At 65.9% G+C, this 19,133-nt stretch carries 15 protein-coding genes; 5 read left to right on the top strand and 10 right to left on the bottom strand.

The window, feature by feature from the left end; translation table 11 throughout:
* Nucleotides 1–62: 62 nt before the first annotated feature.
* The 3 genes from CU254_RS00500 to CU254_RS00490 are packed head-to-tail and all read right to left on the bottom strand — an operon-like array spanning nucleotide 63 to nucleotide 1,739.
* A complete protein-coding gene (locus CU254_RS00500; protein WP_078560674.1) occupies nucleotides 63–971 on the bottom strand; it encodes a Scr1 family TA system antitoxin-like transcriptional regulator in 909 nt (302 codons plus the stop codon).
* Nucleotides 972–1,024: 53 nt separating this feature from the next.
* Nucleotides 1,025–1,483, bottom strand: a complete 459-nt coding sequence (locus tag CU254_RS00495; protein ID WP_009071728.1) for a hypothetical protein — start codon at nucleotides 1,481–1,483, stop codon at nucleotides 1,025–1,027.
* Nucleotides 1,484–1,508: 25 nt separating this feature from the next.
* The gene (locus CU254_RS00490) at nucleotides 1,509–1,739 is read right to left on the bottom strand and encodes a hypothetical protein (RefSeq protein ID WP_009071726.1); all 231 of its coding nucleotides are present in this window, start codon (nucleotides 1,737–1,739) and stop codon (nucleotides 1,509–1,511) included.
* 248 nt (nucleotides 1,740–1,987) lie between these two features.
* On the opposite strand from CU254_RS00490, the gene CU254_RS00485 reads away from it, so the two are divergent.
* Together CU254_RS00485 and CU254_RS00480 are read left to right on the top strand one after the other, a co-directional pair.
* On the top strand, nucleotides 1,988–2,731 hold the full coding sequence (locus CU254_RS00485) for a DUF5919 domain-containing protein (RefSeq protein ID WP_009071724.1): 744 nt from the start codon (nucleotides 1,988–1,990) through the stop codon (nucleotides 2,729–2,731).
* Nucleotides 2,732–2,741: 10 nt separating this feature from the next.
* Entirely contained in the window at nucleotides 2,742–3,212 is a 471-nt protein-coding gene (locus tag CU254_RS00480; RefSeq protein ID WP_009071722.1) for an NUDIX hydrolase, read from the top strand.
* 31 nt (nucleotides 3,213–3,243) lie between these two features.
* Here the strand turns inward: CU254_RS00480 and CU254_RS42845 are convergent, their stop codons facing one another.
* The 4 genes from CU254_RS42845 to CU254_RS00470 all read right to left on the bottom strand — a co-directional run bounded on the left by CU254_RS42845 (nucleotide 3,244) and on the right by CU254_RS00470 (nucleotide 6,923).
* Nucleotides 3,244–4,176 (bottom strand): hypothetical protein, encoded by a 933-nt coding sequence (locus tag CU254_RS42845; RefSeq protein ID WP_009071720.1) that lies wholly within the window; start codon nucleotides 4,174–4,176, stop codon nucleotides 3,244–3,246.
* Nucleotides 4,177–4,208: 32 nt separating this feature from the next.
* Entirely contained in the window at nucleotides 4,209–5,270 is a 1,062-nt protein-coding gene (locus tag CU254_RS42840; RefSeq protein ID WP_158687974.1) for a hypothetical protein, read from the bottom strand.
* A 695-nt stretch (nucleotides 5,271–5,965) separates the two neighbouring features.
* Entirely contained in the window at nucleotides 5,966–6,205 is a 240-nt protein-coding gene (locus CU254_RS00475) for a hypothetical protein (RefSeq protein ID WP_037712111.1), read from the bottom strand.
* A gap of 445 nt (nucleotides 6,206–6,650) precedes the next feature.
* The gene (locus CU254_RS00470) at nucleotides 6,651–6,923 is read right to left on the bottom strand and encodes a hypothetical protein (RefSeq protein WP_009071712.1); all 273 of its coding nucleotides are present in this window, start codon (nucleotides 6,921–6,923) and stop codon (nucleotides 6,651–6,653) included.
* A 92-nt stretch (nucleotides 6,924–7,015) separates the two neighbouring features.
* Between CU254_RS00470 and CU254_RS00465 the strand changes: the two genes are divergently transcribed.
* Nucleotides 7,016–7,744, top strand: coding sequence for a hypothetical protein (locus tag CU254_RS00465; RefSeq protein WP_009071710.1), 729 nt, complete (start codon nucleotides 7,016–7,018; stop codon nucleotides 7,742–7,744).
* Nucleotides 7,745–8,131: 387 nt separating this feature from the next.
* Here CU254_RS00465 and CU254_RS00460 read toward each other — a convergent pair whose 3' ends face one another.
* From CU254_RS00460 to CU254_RS00455, 3 genes are all read right to left on the bottom strand, one after another.
* Nucleotides 8,132–8,680 carry a hypothetical protein gene (locus CU254_RS00460; RefSeq protein WP_159396474.1) on the bottom strand — a complete coding sequence of 183 codons (549 nt, stop codon included), beginning with the start codon at nucleotides 8,678–8,680 and terminating at the stop codon, nucleotides 8,132–8,134.
* Between the two features lie 275 nt (nucleotides 8,681–8,955).
* Nucleotides 8,956–9,111, bottom strand: coding sequence for an RICIN domain-containing protein (locus CU254_RS42835; RefSeq protein ID WP_158687973.1), 156 nt, complete (start codon nucleotides 9,109–9,111; stop codon nucleotides 8,956–8,958).
* 70 nt (nucleotides 9,112–9,181) lie between these two features.
* Complete coding sequence (locus CU254_RS00455) at nucleotides 9,182–17,419, bottom strand: M91 family zinc metallopeptidase (RefSeq protein ID WP_078560671.1); 8,238 nt, start codon at nucleotides 17,417–17,419, stop codon at nucleotides 9,182–9,184.
* Between the two features lie 492 nt (nucleotides 17,420–17,911).
* Between CU254_RS00455 and CU254_RS00450 the strand changes: the two genes are divergently transcribed.
* Nucleotides 17,912–18,439, top strand: coding sequence for a hypothetical protein (locus CU254_RS00450; protein WP_009071702.1), 528 nt, complete (start codon nucleotides 17,912–17,914; stop codon nucleotides 18,437–18,439).
* 133 nt (nucleotides 18,440–18,572) lie between these two features.
* Nucleotides 18,573–19,040 (top strand): hypothetical protein, encoded by a 468-nt coding sequence (locus tag CU254_RS00445; protein ID WP_009071701.1) that lies wholly within the window; start codon nucleotides 18,573–18,575, stop codon nucleotides 19,038–19,040.
* Nucleotides 19,041–19,133: the final 93 nt, after the last annotated feature.

The following is a 19,133-nucleotide window of genomic DNA, read 5'->3' as shown; positions in this document are numbered from 1 at the left end:
GGGCGCGTTGAACACAGCACACGTCGCCGTGCGCTTTTTTCAGTACTCGCTTGGTTTTTCGGCTAGTCCTCGGGTTCCTCGCCGGTCAGGAGCCGGTTCAGCCCGGCGTCAGTCGCCCGCCGCTGCGCCTTCACCTCTTTCAAAAGCTGGTCGACCACGACCGACAGGCGCGCCTGCGATTCCGCCGGGGACAACGCCGCCGCCGAAAGCCGATCGATCGTCACCTTGTACGAGGCTGCTTCATTGCCGACCAGGAACACGCCCATCGCGCGATGCGGGCAGTACACGACGTCCGAGGTGTCCTTCAGCGTGTACCGGCTGAACGCCTCCTCCGTCACCGCCTGACTCGGAGCCAGTCGGATCGTCATCGTCCGCGACAGCCCGATCAGATCCTTGAGAAACCGGGTCTGCCGCAGCATCACCTCCGCGTCCCCGAAGTGGTTCCGCAGCGCCTCCGAGCCGATGAACATCTGCGCCTTCACCGCGCCCGCGCCGAACAGGATCCGGTTGCGGTCCATGCGGCTCTCCACCACCTGCTCCAGCTTGTCCTTGTCCCGCAGATCCGGGCCGAACACCAGCCGCGCGTAATCGGGAACCTGCAACAGATCCGGGATCAACAGCGGAGCCCACACCGTCACCGACGTCGCGACCCGCTCGTGCGCGATCAACATCGTGTAGTGCGCCGGGTCCGCCTGCGACCCCACCGACGACCAGCTCGGCCCCGTCACGCCGTGAGCCAGCAGCATGATCCAGGCTTTTCGCTCCCCGGTCACGCCGAGCGCGCCGAGCACGTTCGACACCTCCTCCGGGGTCGGGACCCGCTGCCCGAGTTCCCAGTTCGACAACAACGCCGGGTTCACCCCGATCCGCCGCGCCAGCTCACGCAGCCCGAACCGGGCCTCGATCCGAGCATCCCGCAACGCCGCACCCAGGCCGCGGGCACGCGGGCTCGCCATATCCGTCCCACGCATCAACCACACCTCCGGCCCGGGATCGTCCCTGTCTGCAAAACGAGAACACCCATCTACGCCGCCTTGCCCTCACCAGCCGGAGACGACGCCCCCGCCGACCTCGACGACGACTTCCCCGCAGCAGCCTTGAACCCCGTCGCCCGAAAGACGTACGTCTGGTACTTGAACTCCCCCTGCCCGCCGACGCGCGGCTCCGCCGTCAGGCCCTCCAGCTCCACCGGCCGCATCCCCGGCAACGCCTCCGCCGTCGTCGGCACCGGCTGCACGTCCGCCAGGAACGTCACCTCGAACGAGGCCCGCTTCGCCTTCGTCTCGCCCGGATCGGTCACGGCCGCCCGCCACTGCCGCTTGCCAGTCGCCTCGTCAACGCGCTGACGCACCGGCCGACCCGCAGCACGATCCTCCCGCGACTGAAACTCGTTGTCCGGAATCACCTCGCCCACCATCACAAGCCCCTGCGGGAACGCCTCGTCGAAGTCGATCGCGAACCGGTGTCCCTTTTCGATAGCCATAACCGCTAGCTCCCAGTGTCTTTTGTCAGTCAGTCGTTTCCGGCGTCTCGCCGCCGCAGTCCGTCCGTGTCGCTGCGCTCAGCGCTGTCTCTGCTTCGTGAAGTTGCTTGCCCAGAACCGCGATCGCGTCAGAGTCGACGAGCAGGACCACGGGGAACGCCTTGCCGAAGCGGATCTCCGCTCGGTTCGCGTACGTCAGAGCGCGGACGCGGATCGGCAGGTCTGCCGTCACGTGGATCTGGACCGTGTCGCGCATGTCGCCCGCGCCTAAACCACACGCTTGCGAGACACCTGCGCAGCCGGACCGCTCGACCCGCCGCCGAGGGCCGAGGCCGTCCTTTCAGTCATCATGTCTGCCTCCTTCGGGTTCTGCCGCCGAGCGAGTCTCGGCAACGTGCCACCCAATCTCCGGCAAAAGGCGGGACATGATCACCACATGGCGGGACATCTTGGGACGTCCCTGGTACGGTCGAAGACGTCCCTAAAAGTCCCAAGGGGGTACGGATGCCGAACGAACGGCTGCGTGACGCGCTGCTGCGCAACGGGCTCACGCTGGAACAGGTGGCGAAGGCCCTCAGCGTCGACCAGAAGACGGTCGAGCGGTGGATCACCAAAGGCCGCACCCCGTACCCGAAACACCGGCACAAGATCGCCGCGATGGCGCGCGAATCGGAAACCTACCTGTGGCCGGACTCCGTCGCACCGGAACGCCGGGCCGAGACCGCCGCCGCCGAGGTCGTGAGCGTGTTCCCGCACCGGAACGCGATCCCGGTCGAACTGTGGGACCGGCTGATCAACGACGCGTCAGAGACCGTGGAGATCCTGGTACACGCCGCCTTGTTTCTGGTCGAGCGCCCGCGGTTCATCAAGGACCTTGCAGCCAAGGCCGCGGCCGGCGCGAAGATCCGCCTGGCATTCGGCGACCCGGACGGCGACAGCGTCGCCCTGCGCGGGGAAGAGGAGCAGCTCGGCGACGGGACGCTCCCCGCGCGCGTCCGCAACGCGCTGGCGTTCTACCGGCCGCTCGTCGGCGTCGAAGGCGTCGAGATGCGATTCCACAACACGACGCTCTACAACTCCATCTTCCGCTTCGACGACGAGATGATCATCAACACGCACGTCTACGGGTTCCAGGGCGCGCACGCGCCGTCCCTTCACCTGCGCCGACTCTCCGCAGGGGACCTCTTCGAGACTTACTCGGAGAGCTTCGAGACCGTCTGGAACCTCGCCAAGCCCGCCACCATCTAGGAGGCACTCCATGGCACGCGTCGACTACTACAACGATCCGAACGCTCCCAAGGCAAACAGCATTGCCGTCGCGGTATCGGCCTTCATCCAGGACGACGAAGGGCGGATTCTGATGATCCGCCGGACCGACAACGATCTGTATTCAATCCCGGGGGGCCAACTGGAGCTTGGTGAGACCCTGGCACAGGCAGCTGTTCGAGAAGTACGAGAAGAAACTGGAATCGAATGCGAAGTTACAGGAGTTATCGGCCTGTACTCAGACCCAAAACACGTCATCGCATACGACGACGGCGAAGTTAGGCAAGAGTTTTCGATTTGCTTTCGCGCTCAAGCGACCGGCGGCACTCTCCGCACAAGCGACGAGAGCCGTGAAGTTGAGTGGACTGCCCCAAAGCAAGTAGATGAATTGAGAATTCATCATTCCATTAGGGCGCGAATTAATCGAGGACTCCTCAATGATCCCGAGCCATTCTATTCATAGAGCCATTCTATTCATAATAGTCTCATATTATTTACATTCCAAAATACGACTTGATCAATGCGGCAACCACACCGCCCGCGGCCGACGTTGCCACTTTTCCGCCCGCGCCGGCTACGCCGAGTGAAATTCGGCCAAGCCAACCCTGGACTCGCGAACCCGGCTTATCTGGGTCTTGTCCGCCCGCATCAGCACGATCCGACTTGAGGCACTCTTCTAGCTCATGGATATCAGACTCGTCCACCCCGGCGTCAGATAACGCCTTAAGAAGTGCCGCCTCGTCCCCTTTCGGGACCATATCAATGGTCTGAGAAAAGTTTGAGCTAGCAACGGCAACACTGTTACTGCCGCCAAAAATATTAGTGACATACTTAGCCAGAGACTCTTTACCTACTCCAGGCTCACCGATTTCACCAGCCATCGGTGAGGTTTTCTCGAGACTTAGAGCCAAATCCAGAATTCTGGTTCGCACGCTCCCCAGCACTGCCTTGAAAACAGTCGGAGAAATTTGCCGCCACGCCTGCTGAATGCCCATCTGAGGATATAATTCCAGTTGTCCCGACTGAATCAACCCATTCGCCAGTGCAACCACGTCGGCGGGCCAAGGAGCCCTTAGAGGCGTCTTCGAATTCGAGAACTCCTCCACAACGGATATTGGATCGACGATGGCGATTTGGAACAGTCCATTCTTTCGAAAGAACTCCGGGAATGCCATCTTCGGAATAGGCGCGTTCTGCAAACCGGAATTAAACGGGCCACTGAAATGACCGATGACCTCCACCTCGACCGCATGTCGATACTGCGGAAGTTCGTCACCTGATCCATACCCGGATAGTTCTTTCTCAACCCAATGATCAAGCACAATAGAATCAGCTCTTGCCGCGAGCACCTTGACTTGACGGAGAAGGGCGTCCACCTTGGAATTTCCGGAAGAAGCACCCTCGATCAAATTCTCAAGAAGGGTCAATTTATACTTCTTTCAATCAGGCATTAACACTATTACGGGTTTCTTGAAAAAGACCGATAGACAGCGATCGGGATCACAGATATACCCGGATGCTGAGGAATATCCGATAGGCCAAAAGCTCCAAAGCTCTGGATTAAGGATGACACCGTGTCGATGAAGTACTTTCTCGAAAAGTTACCTTTAGAATCTACGGATCCACGAGCATTCATTAATTGATTGAGCAGCTTGACATCTTCGACAGACTGCGTGCAATGGCCAATTGTTCCGATGATCGTCCAGTTCTGCTTAGACAAGCCATACCTTGCTGCGACAGTTGCAGAATCGGCGTCGAAGTACCTGCGGTTCTGCTGGAATCGAGCGGCAAGCACGAGTGCATCCTCGTCTGCGCTTGACTCGACGATCAAGGTCATGCCAGGACGCGAAATTCCTCTAGTCAAGCGAGCCATACTTCGAAATAGGGCAGGAGAAGTGCCGTCCGCTGCTTCAAATTCTTCAATATAGTCTTCTGCTGTCGCGTCTGCAGGAATGGATCTGTAGCGAGATGAGTTTTCGATCCTCGCCGCCTTCGGAGGACGCTTTTGACTGGGTTTCTTGAGGTTGTCCCCAGAACCGCCATCATCGGCGAGCATCAACTTCGTGAAATCCTCAAACCCTCCAGCGGCTGCAGAGAAGCTGGATAATGTATCTGCAAAATATTCAAAGTCGAAAAGAACCCCTGGGGCAGTTAAACGAAAGATGGAACCTTCCGGCCTAATCGACTTGATTGCCGAGAACTTATCAACGCCTGCCCCAAACTCTTCGGTAATATCAACAAGCCAACCGTCCTCCAAGGCTGCTTCTAGCTCTGGGAAGAGAGAATCAACGACTGAGCGCTGCAAGTAGCGCTCCTCCGTTGATTCATTGCTTCCGGAGACAAATTTCTCCCAGCCGAGCGATCTCTTCCTTTTGGTCGCATCAGTCTCACGAAACTCTTCGGGTACACCGAATTCTAGCTGCCCGGCAATAGACCTGACTTTTTCAATATCTAAATACAAATAGTCACGAAGGAATTGCCCACGAGGAGCGTGCTCATTACTGACAACGACTTCGGACAACTTGGCGCCTTTCGTAGTAGCTGCCGAACTTGGCTCTATGGGATCAAGGGCGCGCCGCCGGGCGGCGCGCCTGCTGCGGTCCGTAGCCCCTCACCTGGGCGGCCGCCGCGATCCCGGCACGGCGGGCTCCCGCTCCGCTCCGCCCACCGGCCGGGCCGCGCGGCCGCCAGCGGTGCCGGGCCCCAGCGCCGCCCGCCGACAACACGCATGGCCCTCGCACCAGAACCGGACATCCCACCCATGCGGAAACAGTCGCCAAGGATCCTCGACCTGTTACGCAGAAGCATCGCCTAGAACCACCCCGAAGCCTGATCGTGACAACGGTCGGTAGCACCGCGTCAAGGCGGGAAAGCGTGCCTTGACCCGGTCCTACCGACCGCGTGGGAGCTTCGTATCGGGGTTGGGGGAAGTGTGGGCAGGTAAGACGCGGGCTGAGCGCGCGAGCGTCAGGCACCGTCAGAGAGCATGATCAACTCCCCGGTTCTCCCCCGGAAAACGATCGAAAACGACGAGAACCGGCGACCGGGCATGATCATCCGCGGAGCGCACCCGCGCAGGTCACGGCCAAGATCGGCAGATGACGAGAAACAGCCACTCACCTGGGCTTTGACTCCGTAGGTTCTGGGTTCGAGCCCCAGGCGGCCCACCACTCTCATAGCACCCTGACCAGCACATACAACGTCCTGAAGATCCACTTAGCGGTGGCGTGTCCAGGCCAGTGTGCCCCGTTTCGCCTCCGTTTGTGCCGTTTGTGCCGCTGTGCCGCCGTGCCGATTTGCCGCCGGATCCGAAAGCCTGCGGCGGGACCCGTATTTGCGGGCCAGCTCGTCGGCGTCGCAGATCGTGGCCCGCACCGCGGCGATGGCCTCCGCAGCCTGACTGACGGCTTTGCCCAGGGTGACGACTCCGGCGGCGTTGGTGTCCAGACCACGCATCGGCGCCCTGTGCTGCCCGGCGGCGGCATCGTCGGGGTTTCCGGGAAGACCCTGGCCGTCGAGCGGTCGCCCTTGCCGAACCGTTCGGCCGCGACACCCAGGTGTTCGCCGAAAGCCCGCACCGACAAGCGCCGCTGGACGAACGTGGTCGACAAAGATTCCCGGCAGTGCCCGCCGACCCCCGCGCCCCCCGCCCTTGATCGCGGCCCCGATCCGCCCGACCACTTCGGCACAGTCCGCCTCGCCGTACCTGGCCGCTTTCGCCCGGCCTTCCCTCTCGCCGCTCTCAACCTGTCCGGCACCGTCGCGAACCCATCATTCCCCTCCCTCGGCCACCTCGTCATGCCATGGGGAACACGACGGCGTGATCAACTTTCCGCCCCCGAACAGGGGCATGACCCGCCGGAATGCGGACAGCTACGTAACCGCGGCCGAGGAGAACCACTCAGCCGCCCGACCGCGGGAGCCGGTCCGCGTCGGGAGAAAGCACCACCGCCGGCCATCCGATGGTCCCGGACTCCGTTGCGTTTCCGGGTTCTTCAACCAGGTCCTGCGAGCAGACGCCCGCGATCGGGTCGTATTCGGCGTAGACGGTCCGGGGTTTCGCCGGGCTTGACTTCGTCGGCGATTTCATGAGCGCACGCCGCATCGTCGTCGGCCCCTGCGCGGTCGGGCCGAAGTTTTCGCTCGCGACCAGCGTGCCCGACGTCTCCGCCATCGCTCCCGAACGGGGTGCGCGGAGGCTTCCGGCTGCGCGACTGCCGCCGATCCTGAAGGGTTTATGGTCTTGCTGTGGCATCGTGGCGCGTTATGAACATTCGCAAGTTAACGGGAACAGACTCACGAACGCGTCTCCAACGGATTCTTTTCGGAACGCCCGCGGGCCGGTTGAACTTGTCCAAAGCCGAATACGAGACGGTCGGCCTCCCAGACCGCGCCGCATACACCTTGGTTTACGGCACGACTCTCGTAGCCCTGTTTCTCGCCGGCGTCTCGTTTGTCCTGACGGCCTTGGGCTGGCTGTCTTTCACCGGGGTTAGCTGGAGCCCTTCGGATCAGGCGTTCGGTGTGACGTTGGGAGTATATTTCGGGTTCACCGGGTTGCTGGGCCTGTTGCTGATCCGAGCGTTCGTTCTTGCGGTCCGGTTGAACGACGGCGCAACGGTAGCCAATGTCCAATCCGCGCTCTGGAAGTTTTTCGCGTACTGGCTGATCGTCATCGCAGGGCTGGTCCTCGCGAGAGCGTTCGACTCCATGTTCGTGTGTGTCCCGGGAACGTGCCCTGTTCCCGATCCGAAGGCATTGGCACGTGCCGCTACCGTACCGGCACTGCTTGCGGTCAGCATCGGTTTCATCCCGGTACTGGTGGACGCACGCAAGGAGGTAAGAACCGGCCAGGCACGGGCGGCGCAGAGCGCACCAGCACCGCAACCGGTATCCGTAACGGTGCGCCAGCGGTCTCACGGGGCGTCTGTGATCGCGTCAGCCGGGGTCGTGGCCGTCGTCGCGGCTGTCATGTGGGCGAGAGCGAAGCGTTGAGCCCAACCGGATTCACATCAATGAGCACGACTAGAGAACGCGATGAACGACGCCGTTCACCGCATTGCCAAAGCCGACGAACCGTCAGCGCACCGCCGCGCGACCGGCCGACCGCCGGACCGAGGCCCCCGCGCAGAACCGCCGATCGCCGGGCGCTGCCCGTCACGGACTTTGAGCCAGAGCCGGAGAAATCTGGCCATTGACAAACGCGCCCGTCCGCCAGGCTCGGCTCGCGGCCCTCCTTCGGCCGTCGCCCCTGTGCTGCAGGCCCGGACCAGAACCGCGCCGCGCCGACCAAACGGAAACGCCGACCCCCGCCCTCGCCAGTGCCGCGGTGGAGGTCATCGGGAGTCCTGGGCCGCGGCACTGGTTGAGCGGAAGGAGTTTCTACAGACCCTGGTTCAGCATGCCCGAGGCGATAGCTCCGCTGTCGTCGCCCTTGAAGATCGAAAGTTCGGCTTGGGTGACGCTGTTGTTCGCGTCGCAGCTCTCTGCGGAGAGGACGAAATCAAGCCCGCCCGCTTTCCATGAGAGGGTGGCGAAAGGTCCGTTCGGGTTGGTGCCGGGGAACCATTGCGACGCGTAGATTCCGCTGGCAGTGGTGGTGAGGACCGGCCCTAGGCTCGCGAGGACGACAGTGGCGGGGCCGTCGTTGAAGGCGGGCGGTTCGGTCTGATGGGTGACGGTGCCGCTGTATGTGCCGACGAGTCCGGGGGCAAGGCTGCCTGTCCACGCGGCGATTCCGAGCTTGCTGGTGTCGCAGCTGTCGGCCGCGGACGCAGCTGCCGGAACGACGGGCAGAAGGGCACTCGCCGCGAAAACCGCGAGGGCGGCGGTGACGGAACGTCGCTTCCAACGCATGACGACTCCCCTTGTGCGAAGCTCTGGGCGGTTTTCCGGTCGAAAAGCAAAACTGGGATTAAATACTGCGGCCACCCCTGGAAAATTGCAACCCCGGAGCGGGACACCCACCTATCAGGTGACGGCGGTGCGGCCGTGTCCGGGGCCGCGGAGGAGCATCGGGAAGCCAGCGACGGGCCCTGCGGCTGCCGCGAGCCTCGCGGGGTGCGCTGACGCGACGACCATGACGACTACGACCGACGCTCCGCATCGGCACCCGGCAGGGGCGCGCCCACAGCGTCCGCATAACCGGCCGCTGTGGGCGCGGCCTTGCTTCCGCCGGTGCGCAGCCCCTGCCGGGCGGGCCGGGGTCAGGACGGCTGGCTGTCGCCGGGCTGCCATTTCTGGCTGGCGCTTCCGATGCACCGTCTGATGACCAGCGGCGTGCCGACGGCGGTGCCGACGTCCTTGGTGTCCAGGCACAGGCTCGAGTTGCGATCGGCGAGGGTTCCGTCGGGCTGGGGCATCCAGTGCCGGCCTTCCGCGGCTACCCCCGCGAACGGCGCGCGAGACGCGTTCCGGGAAACCTTGATCGCCTCACTTCTCCGGCTTCGCCACGCAGACTTTCAATTTTCCGGTAACTTTCATCTCACCGCGAGGGATCGGGCGGGCGGCCAGGCCGTCCCATTGAACGGCATTCTTGATGGACAGCACTCCGGTGCCGTCCGGAAGGCACCGTCCACGCAGTGTCGGGCTGACCCAGATAGGCAGCAAAATTTGATAAATCCCTTCACGCTTGTCTTTTTCAGCGTCCGGGCCGGCCGCGTTCCCGAGCGCTCCGTACCATCGGGTTCCGGAATTCTGCGTATTGTCGCACGTCATTGTCAGCTTGTCATTGCTGATCGCGCAGCCGGTCAGCGCCCGGTCACTCTTCCAGGTCTTCCCGTCGTCCAGTGAATACCGCAACGGGAGCTTCCCCTCCTGCGGTTTGACGAAGCCCGCGTACCCGGGTACCCCGAAGTGGAAGACGACCTTGCCGGCAAAGTCGCCGACGACTTCGTATCCGCTGTTGCTGACCTGCCATTCCGCGGTCCCCCACTGCGCGAGCTCGCTGGTGATCGGCGCCCTGTCTTTGCTGCCCTCGAACCCGTTGACGAAGCAGGTGCGCAAGGTCCCGAACGCGTACTGCGTGCCGTACTTGTTCTTCCCGCCCTGCGGATTGTCCTGCTCGACGTTGTCGAGGGTCAACCAGCTGGGCTGCCTCCCCGACGAGCAGTTGCCGACTGGGGAGTCCGCGTCCGCGTGCAAAATCGGCAGGAAACGCAGCATCTGGAACTTCCGTTTCCCGTTGCCGTCTCCAGAGGAACCGTACCATTGTTGCCCCTTCCAGCCGGTGTTATTGCAGGTCATCGTCTTTTTGTCCGAGGAGGTCCGGCAGCGGTACAGGCCCGCGTTCCCGTCAGCGTCCACCCAGCTCCTCCCGTCGTCGTAGGAGTACTGAAGCCTGATGTAGTCGCGCGGCTGCGGTACGAAGGTGGTGTGGTCGGGGGCGTGGAAGACCATCGTCCCGGTGTAGTCCATCGAGACGTTCGGTCCCGCGTTGCTCACCAGCCACGGGACGGGTCCGGTGCCGTCGGGCGAGAGCCGCCCGCTCAGCGCGGGCTTGCCGGTGTCGGAGCGGTCCTTCGCGTCCGGGAATCCGCTCTCGGTGCAGACGGCGAGCTTCCCGGTGAGAGCTATCGAACCGAGCTGGTTCCATCGAGCGGCTTTGTCCTCGCCGCCCTGGCCGTTGGCGCGGCGCGCGTTGGCGAGGTTCATTGTCGCGGTCCCGCCGTTCATGCACGTCCCGACCGGGGCGTCGTCGTTCATCCTGGCCTGAACCTGGAACCGGAACCGGAGCGCGAATTTCTTCCCGCCCAGGTCGTTGCCCCACAGTCCTGCCCAAGCGTTGTCATTGTACGGATACGCTTTATTGTCACCGATGTTCCTGCATGTCATTATCTTCGCCGTATTTGCGAAATAGCAACCGAACAGGGCCGGGTTGCGCGGATCGGTGCGCCAGGTCCGGCCTCCGTCTTCGGAGTACTGCAGCGGGATCTTCTGGTCCGGCGGCGCGAGGAAAACCATGTTGTCCGGGGCGGTGAACACAACGTCCCCGGTGTAGTCGGCGTTGAGCTGGTACCCGTTGTTGGCGATCTCCCACGTCACTGTCGTCTCGCCGCCGGGGAAGACCTTCGCGGGCGGCGAGTCGGGTTGCGACATCCGATCGGTCTTGTCGACGATGCAGAGCGCCAGATCCGACCGCACCGACAACCTCCCCGTGTCGCCGCGCGGAACCCATTTCCCGCCGTCGGTGTACTGCGTCGCGTTCGCCAGCTCCAGCGTTCCGTCGCCCGACGCCGACCCGCACTCGCCCGGGGCCCGCGCGTCGACGGGAGCGTCGTCGTCGACCCTGATCGTGGGGCGGAACCGCACGACCGCCGCGTTCTTGTCTTTTCCTCCCTCCGCTCCTTGCCCGCCCTGCCAGCGCATCTGCTTCCGGCCGGTGTTCTGGCACGTCATCGTCTTGCCGTCGACGGTCGCGACGCAGTCGTGCAGAGTGTTGGCCGGGTCGCGGCCGCCGCTCGGTTCCATGTTCCGCCACGATGCGGGCGAGGTCCCGAAGCTGTACTCCATCGGGATCTTGCCGTCCTTCGGCGCGACGAACCTCGCGTGGGCGGGCGCGCGGAACGTCACCGTCCCGGTCATGTCGGACTTCAGCTCGTACCCGGTGTTGCGCATCATCCACGGGACCGGGCCCTCGTGCCCCGGAGCGAGCATCGCGTACGGCCGCATCCCCTCGTCGCTCCACGGCACCCGGGCGGCGCCGGCGAAGCCGACGGACCCGACTACCACGATGCTGGCCAGTGCGGCCCCGCCCGCCGGGTACGTGCCCAGCGGCACCGCGCCGCCGTCGAGCTCGGGACGCTTGACGACCGCGGTCGCCAGCGTCATCGCCACGGTCCCGCCGGTCAGCACCACCTGAGCAGCATCCTGATCCACCCTCAGAAGCAGCGGCCCCAGGACGATGCGCTCGTCGGCCTTGTCCTTGCCGTCGGCGTCGCCGAGAGCGCCCCGCCAGGTCGTGCGGCCCAGGGAGTTGTGCGCACAGGCCAGGATCCTGTTGTCGTGTTTCCCGGCCTCCAGGCTGCGCACCGCGCACTCCGACACCGTGAACGGGGTGTCGGGAATCCCGTTGCCCACCGTGTGGCCGGACACCTCCGCCTGGTTCTCGAACCGGGAGTGCTCCGGGGCGGTGAACGTCACCGGGCCGAAATCGGCCTCCACGTGATGCCCGGCGTTCTCCAGCACGAACGGCAACCGCGCCTGCTCGCCGGCCGAGGCCGCAACGACGCTCCGCCGCACCCGGACCGACCTGTTCGGATCCTGGATGTACACGTGAATGCCCGCGGTAGCGGTTCCGACTCGCTGCGCCAGGGACAGGCGCATCGCGATCAGTGCACGCCCGGGGAGCGGGATCCGGTCGGCGGGGGCGTCCGCGGCGACCGACACCACGGGCGAGAGCCTGATCAGAGCGCCGGGCGCGATACTCCCGGCGGACGACTTCGGGCACTCCAGGCGCTGTCCCTCGTCGAGCGCTTTGCAGTCGGCCGAGGCGATGCCGAGTTTGTTCCAGCTCTTTCCGCCGTCCGCGGAAACCTCCCACTGAAGCTGGTTTTGCGGCACGAACCGGGTATGGGCAGGAGCAAGGAGGGTGACCGCCGCTCCCGTGCCGGAGACGTCGAAGGTGTACCACTGGGTGTTGCGGAACACCACTTTCGCCTCGCCGGTCTTTCCCGGCGCCAGCGGAGAAAGCCCCAGCACCGGATCGAAAGACACGGCGGGCGGGCGGTGGACCGAGGACGGCTGCGTCGTGTCGACCGCGTCCATCAGCGGCAGTATGGTGCCCCGGTGGGGCGTTCCCAACGACAGCCGAAGGCTTTGCACGCCCGCGCGCGCCGTCATCCGGAACGCGCCCGCGGCCGGGTCCCAGCCCAGAACTCGGTCGTCGAAGCCCAGCGGGCGCAGCGAGAACGCCTTGCCCCCTTTGCCGTCGTCGCCGGCGGCCGCCGTGCAGAACGCGAAGCCCCGGTCGTTCGCGGTCCTGGGGTCTCGCAACGAGACCTTGTTGGTTTCGCTGTCCCAGTAGAGGTCCTTCCTCGACCACGGATCATGGAAGGTGTAGCAGGACTGGTCGGCGTCGGCGGTGTAGAGGCGGAACTTCGAGCGCCAGCCCGGCTCCCATGCGAGGTCGCCGTTGTCGGCGGCGAGCTCGAGGTTGGTCTCGTCGCGCTGTTTGAGGACGGCCTGCCGGGTCGCCACGTCCACCAGCGACGCCGTGTTCTCGGTCGGGAGATCCACCTCGCTGCTCCAGTGCGGCGCGAGGATGTGCCAGGTCGTCCGCGCCGCGAACTCGCGCTGGTCGACGAGGCTGAGGTCGGCCGGGTTCGCGAAGTACGGGCCGGTCTGGCCGAGTCCGGCCTGTGCGTACAGCACCCGCCCGTTGTCCGCGGTCTTCTTCTTGAGGTCGGCGGGGTGCAGCACGAACCCGCCGCCGGGCGCGCGGCTCGGGCACACGTAGCGGCCCGCCTCGGAGTACTTGATATCGTCGGCGCTGGCTGCCCGCTGCTCCCAGTCGGCGAAACCCCCCGGCGGGGGGTCGGGATAGGCTGAGGTGCGCAGGCGGTAGCACCTCGGGATGTCGGACGGCATCAGCGCGAAGGTGGCCTTCTTCTTCTCGTCCGGAGAAGAGGCGTCCGTGACCGCGGCGGTGCGGATCCGCCCCCGGGGCGAGCCGCCGGGGCCGTCCTCGTAACTCCAGAACCGGTCGGGCCGGCCCTCGAAGGCGCTTTGCACGGACACCGGCAACCCGGTCGGCACCGAGGCCGCTTCCCCCGAGTCGCGTGCGAGGATGGCGCGCTGCCCGGCGAACAGCATCGCCTGGTCCGGGCTGATCGCGAGCGCGCTGTCGACGCCGCGGCGCAGGTCGACGCCCGCGGGCACCCGCCAGCGGGCCGCGATCAGGTCGCTGCCCGTCGGGATCCTGCGCTGCTCCCGCAGGTCGTAGAGCGCGTACCGGTCCCCTTTGAGCAATACGATCCGGTCAGTGCCCGGCAATCCGCCCGAACGGGGACTGTCGGGCAGGACCGCGTCGACGCCGTCGGCGAATTCCGGCGGGAGCCCGTGAAGCCGGTTGGCGATCGTGTCGTCCCACTCGAGCCGGGAACTGCTCCCGGCGTACTTGTAGCGGCCCATCTTGTTTCCCTTGAACAGCAGCAGGACAGCACCGCCGTAGTCGTCCCTGACGTCCACCGCGGCGTCCACTCCGGACGCGTACGCGCTCCCCCCGAGGCCTGGCCAGGCGTCGCCGATCTTCTTGGGCGTGTTGTCGCGCAGGCGGTCTTCCCGATCGTCGTAGCTGACGAACGTGTCGCCCTTGAAGAACCCGAATGCGGTGTAGCGCCCGTCTCGCTGGTCCCAGCTGTTCGGATAAGCGAACGCCGCCGAGACGCGGCCGGGGATCCGGGTCTCGAACAGGGCGGGGAACCGCGCGGCGATCCACCCGACGTCCTGAACCGGCCAGCTCACGCGCCGGTCCGCGTCCGCTATGCACCTGTTGCGCGGGCTTGGGAACGGCCCGGCGGCCCCGATCCGGTAGGTGATGTCCTGCCGGGTGATCTGGTGCGACACGAACGTTCCCCAGGGTCGTTTCGCCCGGTAGAACAGGTCGGCCGTGAGCGTCTGGCTGCTGTCGAGGAACACACGTCGTCCGGCTTGCGGGTCGGCGCCCATCTCGTAAGTTCCGCCGTCGGCCGCGGTGACCCTGATGACGAGGTCGACGTCCTTCTTGAGCCGCGGGTCGGGCTTCCACGTGATGACGCGTTCGGTGCTGCACGGAACGACGTCGTTCTGGACGTCGACGGCCGGCATCGTCGGGATCTCCCCCGGCCGAAGAGCGTCGGGGGAGAATTCCGGCGGGGGCGTGAACCACTGTGCCACGGCGTTGACGACGTAGCGGACCGCCTCGCTGGCGAGCTTTCCCAGGGTGTAGGTCAGCACCGCGCCGCCGAGCAATTGGCCGAGGGCGGGGACCACCAGCGCCCCCATGAAGGCCGCCATCGCCACGGAGTTCACCGCGATCGCTTCGGCGTCCCCGCGGTTGATCCCGTCGGCGAGGCCGAGCGCGTCGCCCAGGCCGGGCACCAGCGCGGTCACCCGGGCCGCGATCTCGAGACCGTCGACGTTCTCGTGGGTTTTGGCCAGTTCGTACATGTCGTAGGCCCACAACGCCAGAAAGGCTTTGTTGAGCGGCCCTTCGGTGAGGTTGAACTGGTTCTTCAGCCGGCCCTGGACCTTGTCCAGGGCCGCCTTCGCGTTCTCTTTGCTCCAGACCAGCTCCTTGCTGCCCGGTTTCTGGACCGGCCTCGGTATCTCGGCCATGAACTGTTTGTCCTGCAGGAGGTCCCGCACGATGTCGCTCGCCCGCCGGTTCACCGCGTCGGGCTGCACTCCCGTGCGCGTGCCGCCGGTTTGCGCCGTCACCGGGATGCCGCGGAGGATCTTCTGCGCCTCGACCGCGCCGCGCCACGGATCCCGGTCCAGCGGCTTGAACACCGTCGCCGTGTCGCTCCACCCCGACCCGCGGTCCGCGTACGGGTCGTAGCCCGCGGCGGCCGGCTTGTACGCCCGGTTCGCCGCTGCGTCGCCGGCCGGCAGTTCCTCGACCTTCGGATTCGGATCGGCGACCCGACCGTCGCTGGTCGCCTGATAGGTCGCCCGGTAGTGCTTGGCGCCGATGATGTTCTCCGGGGAGATTCGCCGGATCGCGGACCACTCCCGGGTGGCCTGCGTCGCCGCGCTCAGCGGTGTCGCCGTCTCGAAATCCTTGTACACGGCCTTCTTGTCCGCCGGCAGGTCCGGGTATCCGTTCTTGATCCGGGCGGCCGAGGCTTGCGCGGACACGAAGAACTCGGTCGGCTCGATCTCGTACACCCACCCCCACGCCACCAGCCTCGGCGGACTCCGGTACGTGCCCGGCTGGAACTGCGCCCGCGAGAGCGGCACGGCCTCGGCCTTCGCCCGGTCCGCGGACTCCGTGGTCGTGACCCACCCCGAGTCTTTCAGCACGTCCAGATGGGAGTTCTGCAGCCACTGGTCGGTCAGGGTGGAGTATTCCGTCCCCGGCGCGCTGATCCCGGCCGAGAACACCTTCGCGGGCCCGCGCTCGTCCTCCACTCCCAGGTACACGGAATCGGGCTTCGCGACGCTTCCCTGCTCCCGTAGCCCTGGATGCCCGATCGGCTCCCCCCGGTAGAGGACCGCATCAGGATTGCTCTTCACGAACTGCAAGTTCTCGTTGACCCTGGAACGGGTTGCCTCGGGCACGTCTTTGGGCTCCTGCTTGGGGATGCACGCCGCCCTGGCCCCGGAACTGGGGCACAAGGGAAGAGCCTGCGGCTGCCCGCCCAGCCTCTGCTCGACCGCGGCGGGGTCGCGCGTGTCCTCGACGGTGATCGTCGTCCCGGCTCGCACGATCTTGACTTCGCCCTCGACGATTTTCCAGTGGATCCCCTTGTCCTGGCTGATCTCGTTCGCCGCGGCCGTCACCGCGTCGGCGGTGCCGGAGATGTTCGCGTAGTGCCGGCGAGGGGTGATTCCCAGCTGCTGGGCTATCGAGGTTTCGGTGACGTCGGGGGCGGCGTTGCGCGCGTCCCGGATTTTTTTCAGCAATTTCTTCGTGGCGCGGTCTGGAGCCAGCTTGATGTACGTGTCCATTACCAGCCGCGAGTTCGCGATCGCCTTGTCCACGAGACGCTGCAGGCCGTGCACCTTTTGCTGCTCGGCCGCCAGGAGCGCGTCCGGGCCGCCGAGCGTGCGGATCTCCTCGAGAGGAATGTCCACTTCCCTGTGCTTCTTCTCGCCGAGGTACGTGGTGTACGTGTACGTGATCGGCACCGGCGACCCGTCGGCTGAATGCGGGTACCTGCTCCCCTCGAGGTAGTGGGACGCATGGATGAACTCGTGTGCCAGGGCGTCCTGCTCGCGGATCATGTACCGTCGGCTGTTTTCGAGGTTGACCCCGAAGATGGCGTAGCTTTCGTTCGGGACCACGATCTCGGCGGGGGACCCGACACCGTTGGCCGCACGCGTGTCGTCGTAGGCCATCGTGAACGCGGTGTTGCTGTATTTGGCGTCGCGCTCGCCCCACGCGCTCCGGTGGAGCACGACAGTCACGTCCTTCTGCCCGGTCGCCAAGTCCATGCCGACCTGGTCCAGGGGACGCATCTCGCTGATCCCGCGCAGCAGGCGCGCGCCGTCCGGAGACTTCGCTATCTCCGCGACCGCGTCCTGCATGCGCTTCACGAACCGCTCCGCTTCCGCCGCCCCGCCCGGAGCATCCTCGAACTTGACCACTTTCGGGGTTTTGGCGTCCTCGATGGCCGGGCCGTACAGATCCTTCACCACGACGATCCCGGACTTCTCCACGCCCGGAACCGGGATCCGCACGCCACGCATCCGGGAAGAAGTGCCTGGCAAGGTGACCTCGACGTCCTCGGGCACCTGAGGCGGCGCGGCCTGCCGGACGCCGACGCCGCCGGACGCCGGCCCCGCCATCCGCGCACCGCTCGTCGCCAGCCCCCCGCCGGATGATTCCGCCGCCGCGGCCTGGCGCACCGGCGACGCCGCCGGACTCCCCGCCGCGACCGCGGGCGTCAACGACGCGACCAGCGCCGCGAGCACTGTCGTGACCAGCGAACCGCGCAGCACCCCAGAAAACGCCCGGAAAGACTTCATGTCGGGGAAATCTAGGAAAACGCCCGTTGCCCGTCCAGCATCCGACACAAAACCACTCGATCGTGATCCGGATCACGTCGCATTTTTCCGGCCTGCGCAGGCAGTTCTCGCAAGCGCCGTTCCGTCGCGCCGATCCCGCTCAAGGCCCAGACGACCGCCGAAACCCCTGCTCAGAAGACCGCGTCCCGCAGAGGCGATCGCCGCCGAATCCGCAGGACGAACCCCGGGGACAATAAACGCCGCCCGGCGCAACCCGCGATTCTCCGCTTCGCAAGCACCCATTAACGCGAAGTTCCCACTACTATTTTCAGGTTTTTCGGCGGACCGGAAAAGGTGGCCGGCGTCGCCCGGACGGGTGGCGGTTTGTCTCCCGTCCGGGTGATTGCGGCCGATTGGCTTTGGCGGAACGACGTCCGGAGGTTTTGCCTGGTCCCGAATTCGCACACCCCTCTCAGCCCCGCCCCGGGGCCCCGAACACACGGGAGAAAACCCATGCGCACCACACTCGCCCGGCTGCTGGCCGCCCTCGCCGGCGCCGGCGCGGTCCTGGCCTCGCCCGCCGTCGCGGCCGCCGCGACCGGCACCCCCGCCGCCGACGGCTGCGATTCGCGCGGCATCAGCCTCTGCGGCGCCACCGCGTCCCTCGGCAGCCACGCCCTCGACGGCATCATCGGCAACGCCGTCTCCCCCGGTCCTGCCTCCGTCTCCGTCACTCACGGAGCTGGCCCCGACGGCGGCGGCCCCGGCGACAGCGCCGCCCTCGAAATCCCCGGCCTCACCGCGAGCGCCGACGCCACCGGTGCCGGCCTTGACGCCGACCTCCACGGCTCCGGACTAGACGCCACAGTCCACGCCCAAGCGGACACAGGCCAGCTCTCGGACGCTGCCAAGAGCATCCTCGACAATATTCTCGCGGCGGCACAAGCGTTCCTCGGCCAGCAGCCCATGCCGGTTCCTATGCCGGCTCCCATGCCGGTACCCCTGCCCGCTCCCGTGCCGGAACCGGCAGACGCCGGCTGACCCGCACTTCCGCCCCGTCGCCCCGGCTGCCGTCCGGCCCGCGCCACCGGCCGGACGGCACCCGGTCCGCGCAACCGTCCCGCGCCCCGCGGCTCCGGCCAGCGCCGCCCGCCACTCACAGACAGGAAAACCCGTGCGGCTGCTCATCCTCGACCCCCGCACCCGGCCCCCCGAACACCCCCCGCCCGCCGCCGCCGGCTTCGCCGCCCCCGTCCCCTACGACCCGCAGCGCATCACCGCCCGCACACACCGCGCCCACAGCCGCTGCACCTACTGCCTCGCCCCGCCCCTGAGCATGAAACACCTCCAGCCCGGCACCGGCACCAGCCGATGGCTGACACTGTGCGACCAGCACGACCGCCACCACCGCTGGCTCCAGTCCCCCGACGACCGCACCTGGTGGTACCTGGCACGAAACTCCCCGCCCGGCAACGGCCACTGGTGGCACCTGTACCCCCACCCCCGCCACCCGCCCAGCAGACAACCCCGCTGGCACCTCCTCGAAGCCCACACCACCCGCGCCCTAGAACTCGGCCCCCTGCATCCCTACCAAGCACGCGCCGCCACCGAACATATCCTCACCGCCGGCGGCACCCTGTGAACACACGCCGGCCACCACAACAACCGGCCGGAGCCGGACCGGGAACCGAGCCGCGCACGGAACGGCACCCGGCATAAAACCGCGCCCTCCGAC

Origin of the sequence: Amycolatopsis sp. AA4, from assembly GCF_002796545.1 — a bacterium.
In the GTDB taxonomy this organism is placed as follows: Bacteria; Actinomycetota; Actinomycetes; order Mycobacteriales; family Pseudonocardiaceae; genus Amycolatopsis.
Note: the sequence above shows the minus strand (reverse complement) of the source record. Positions and strands in the feature narration are given on the sequence as shown.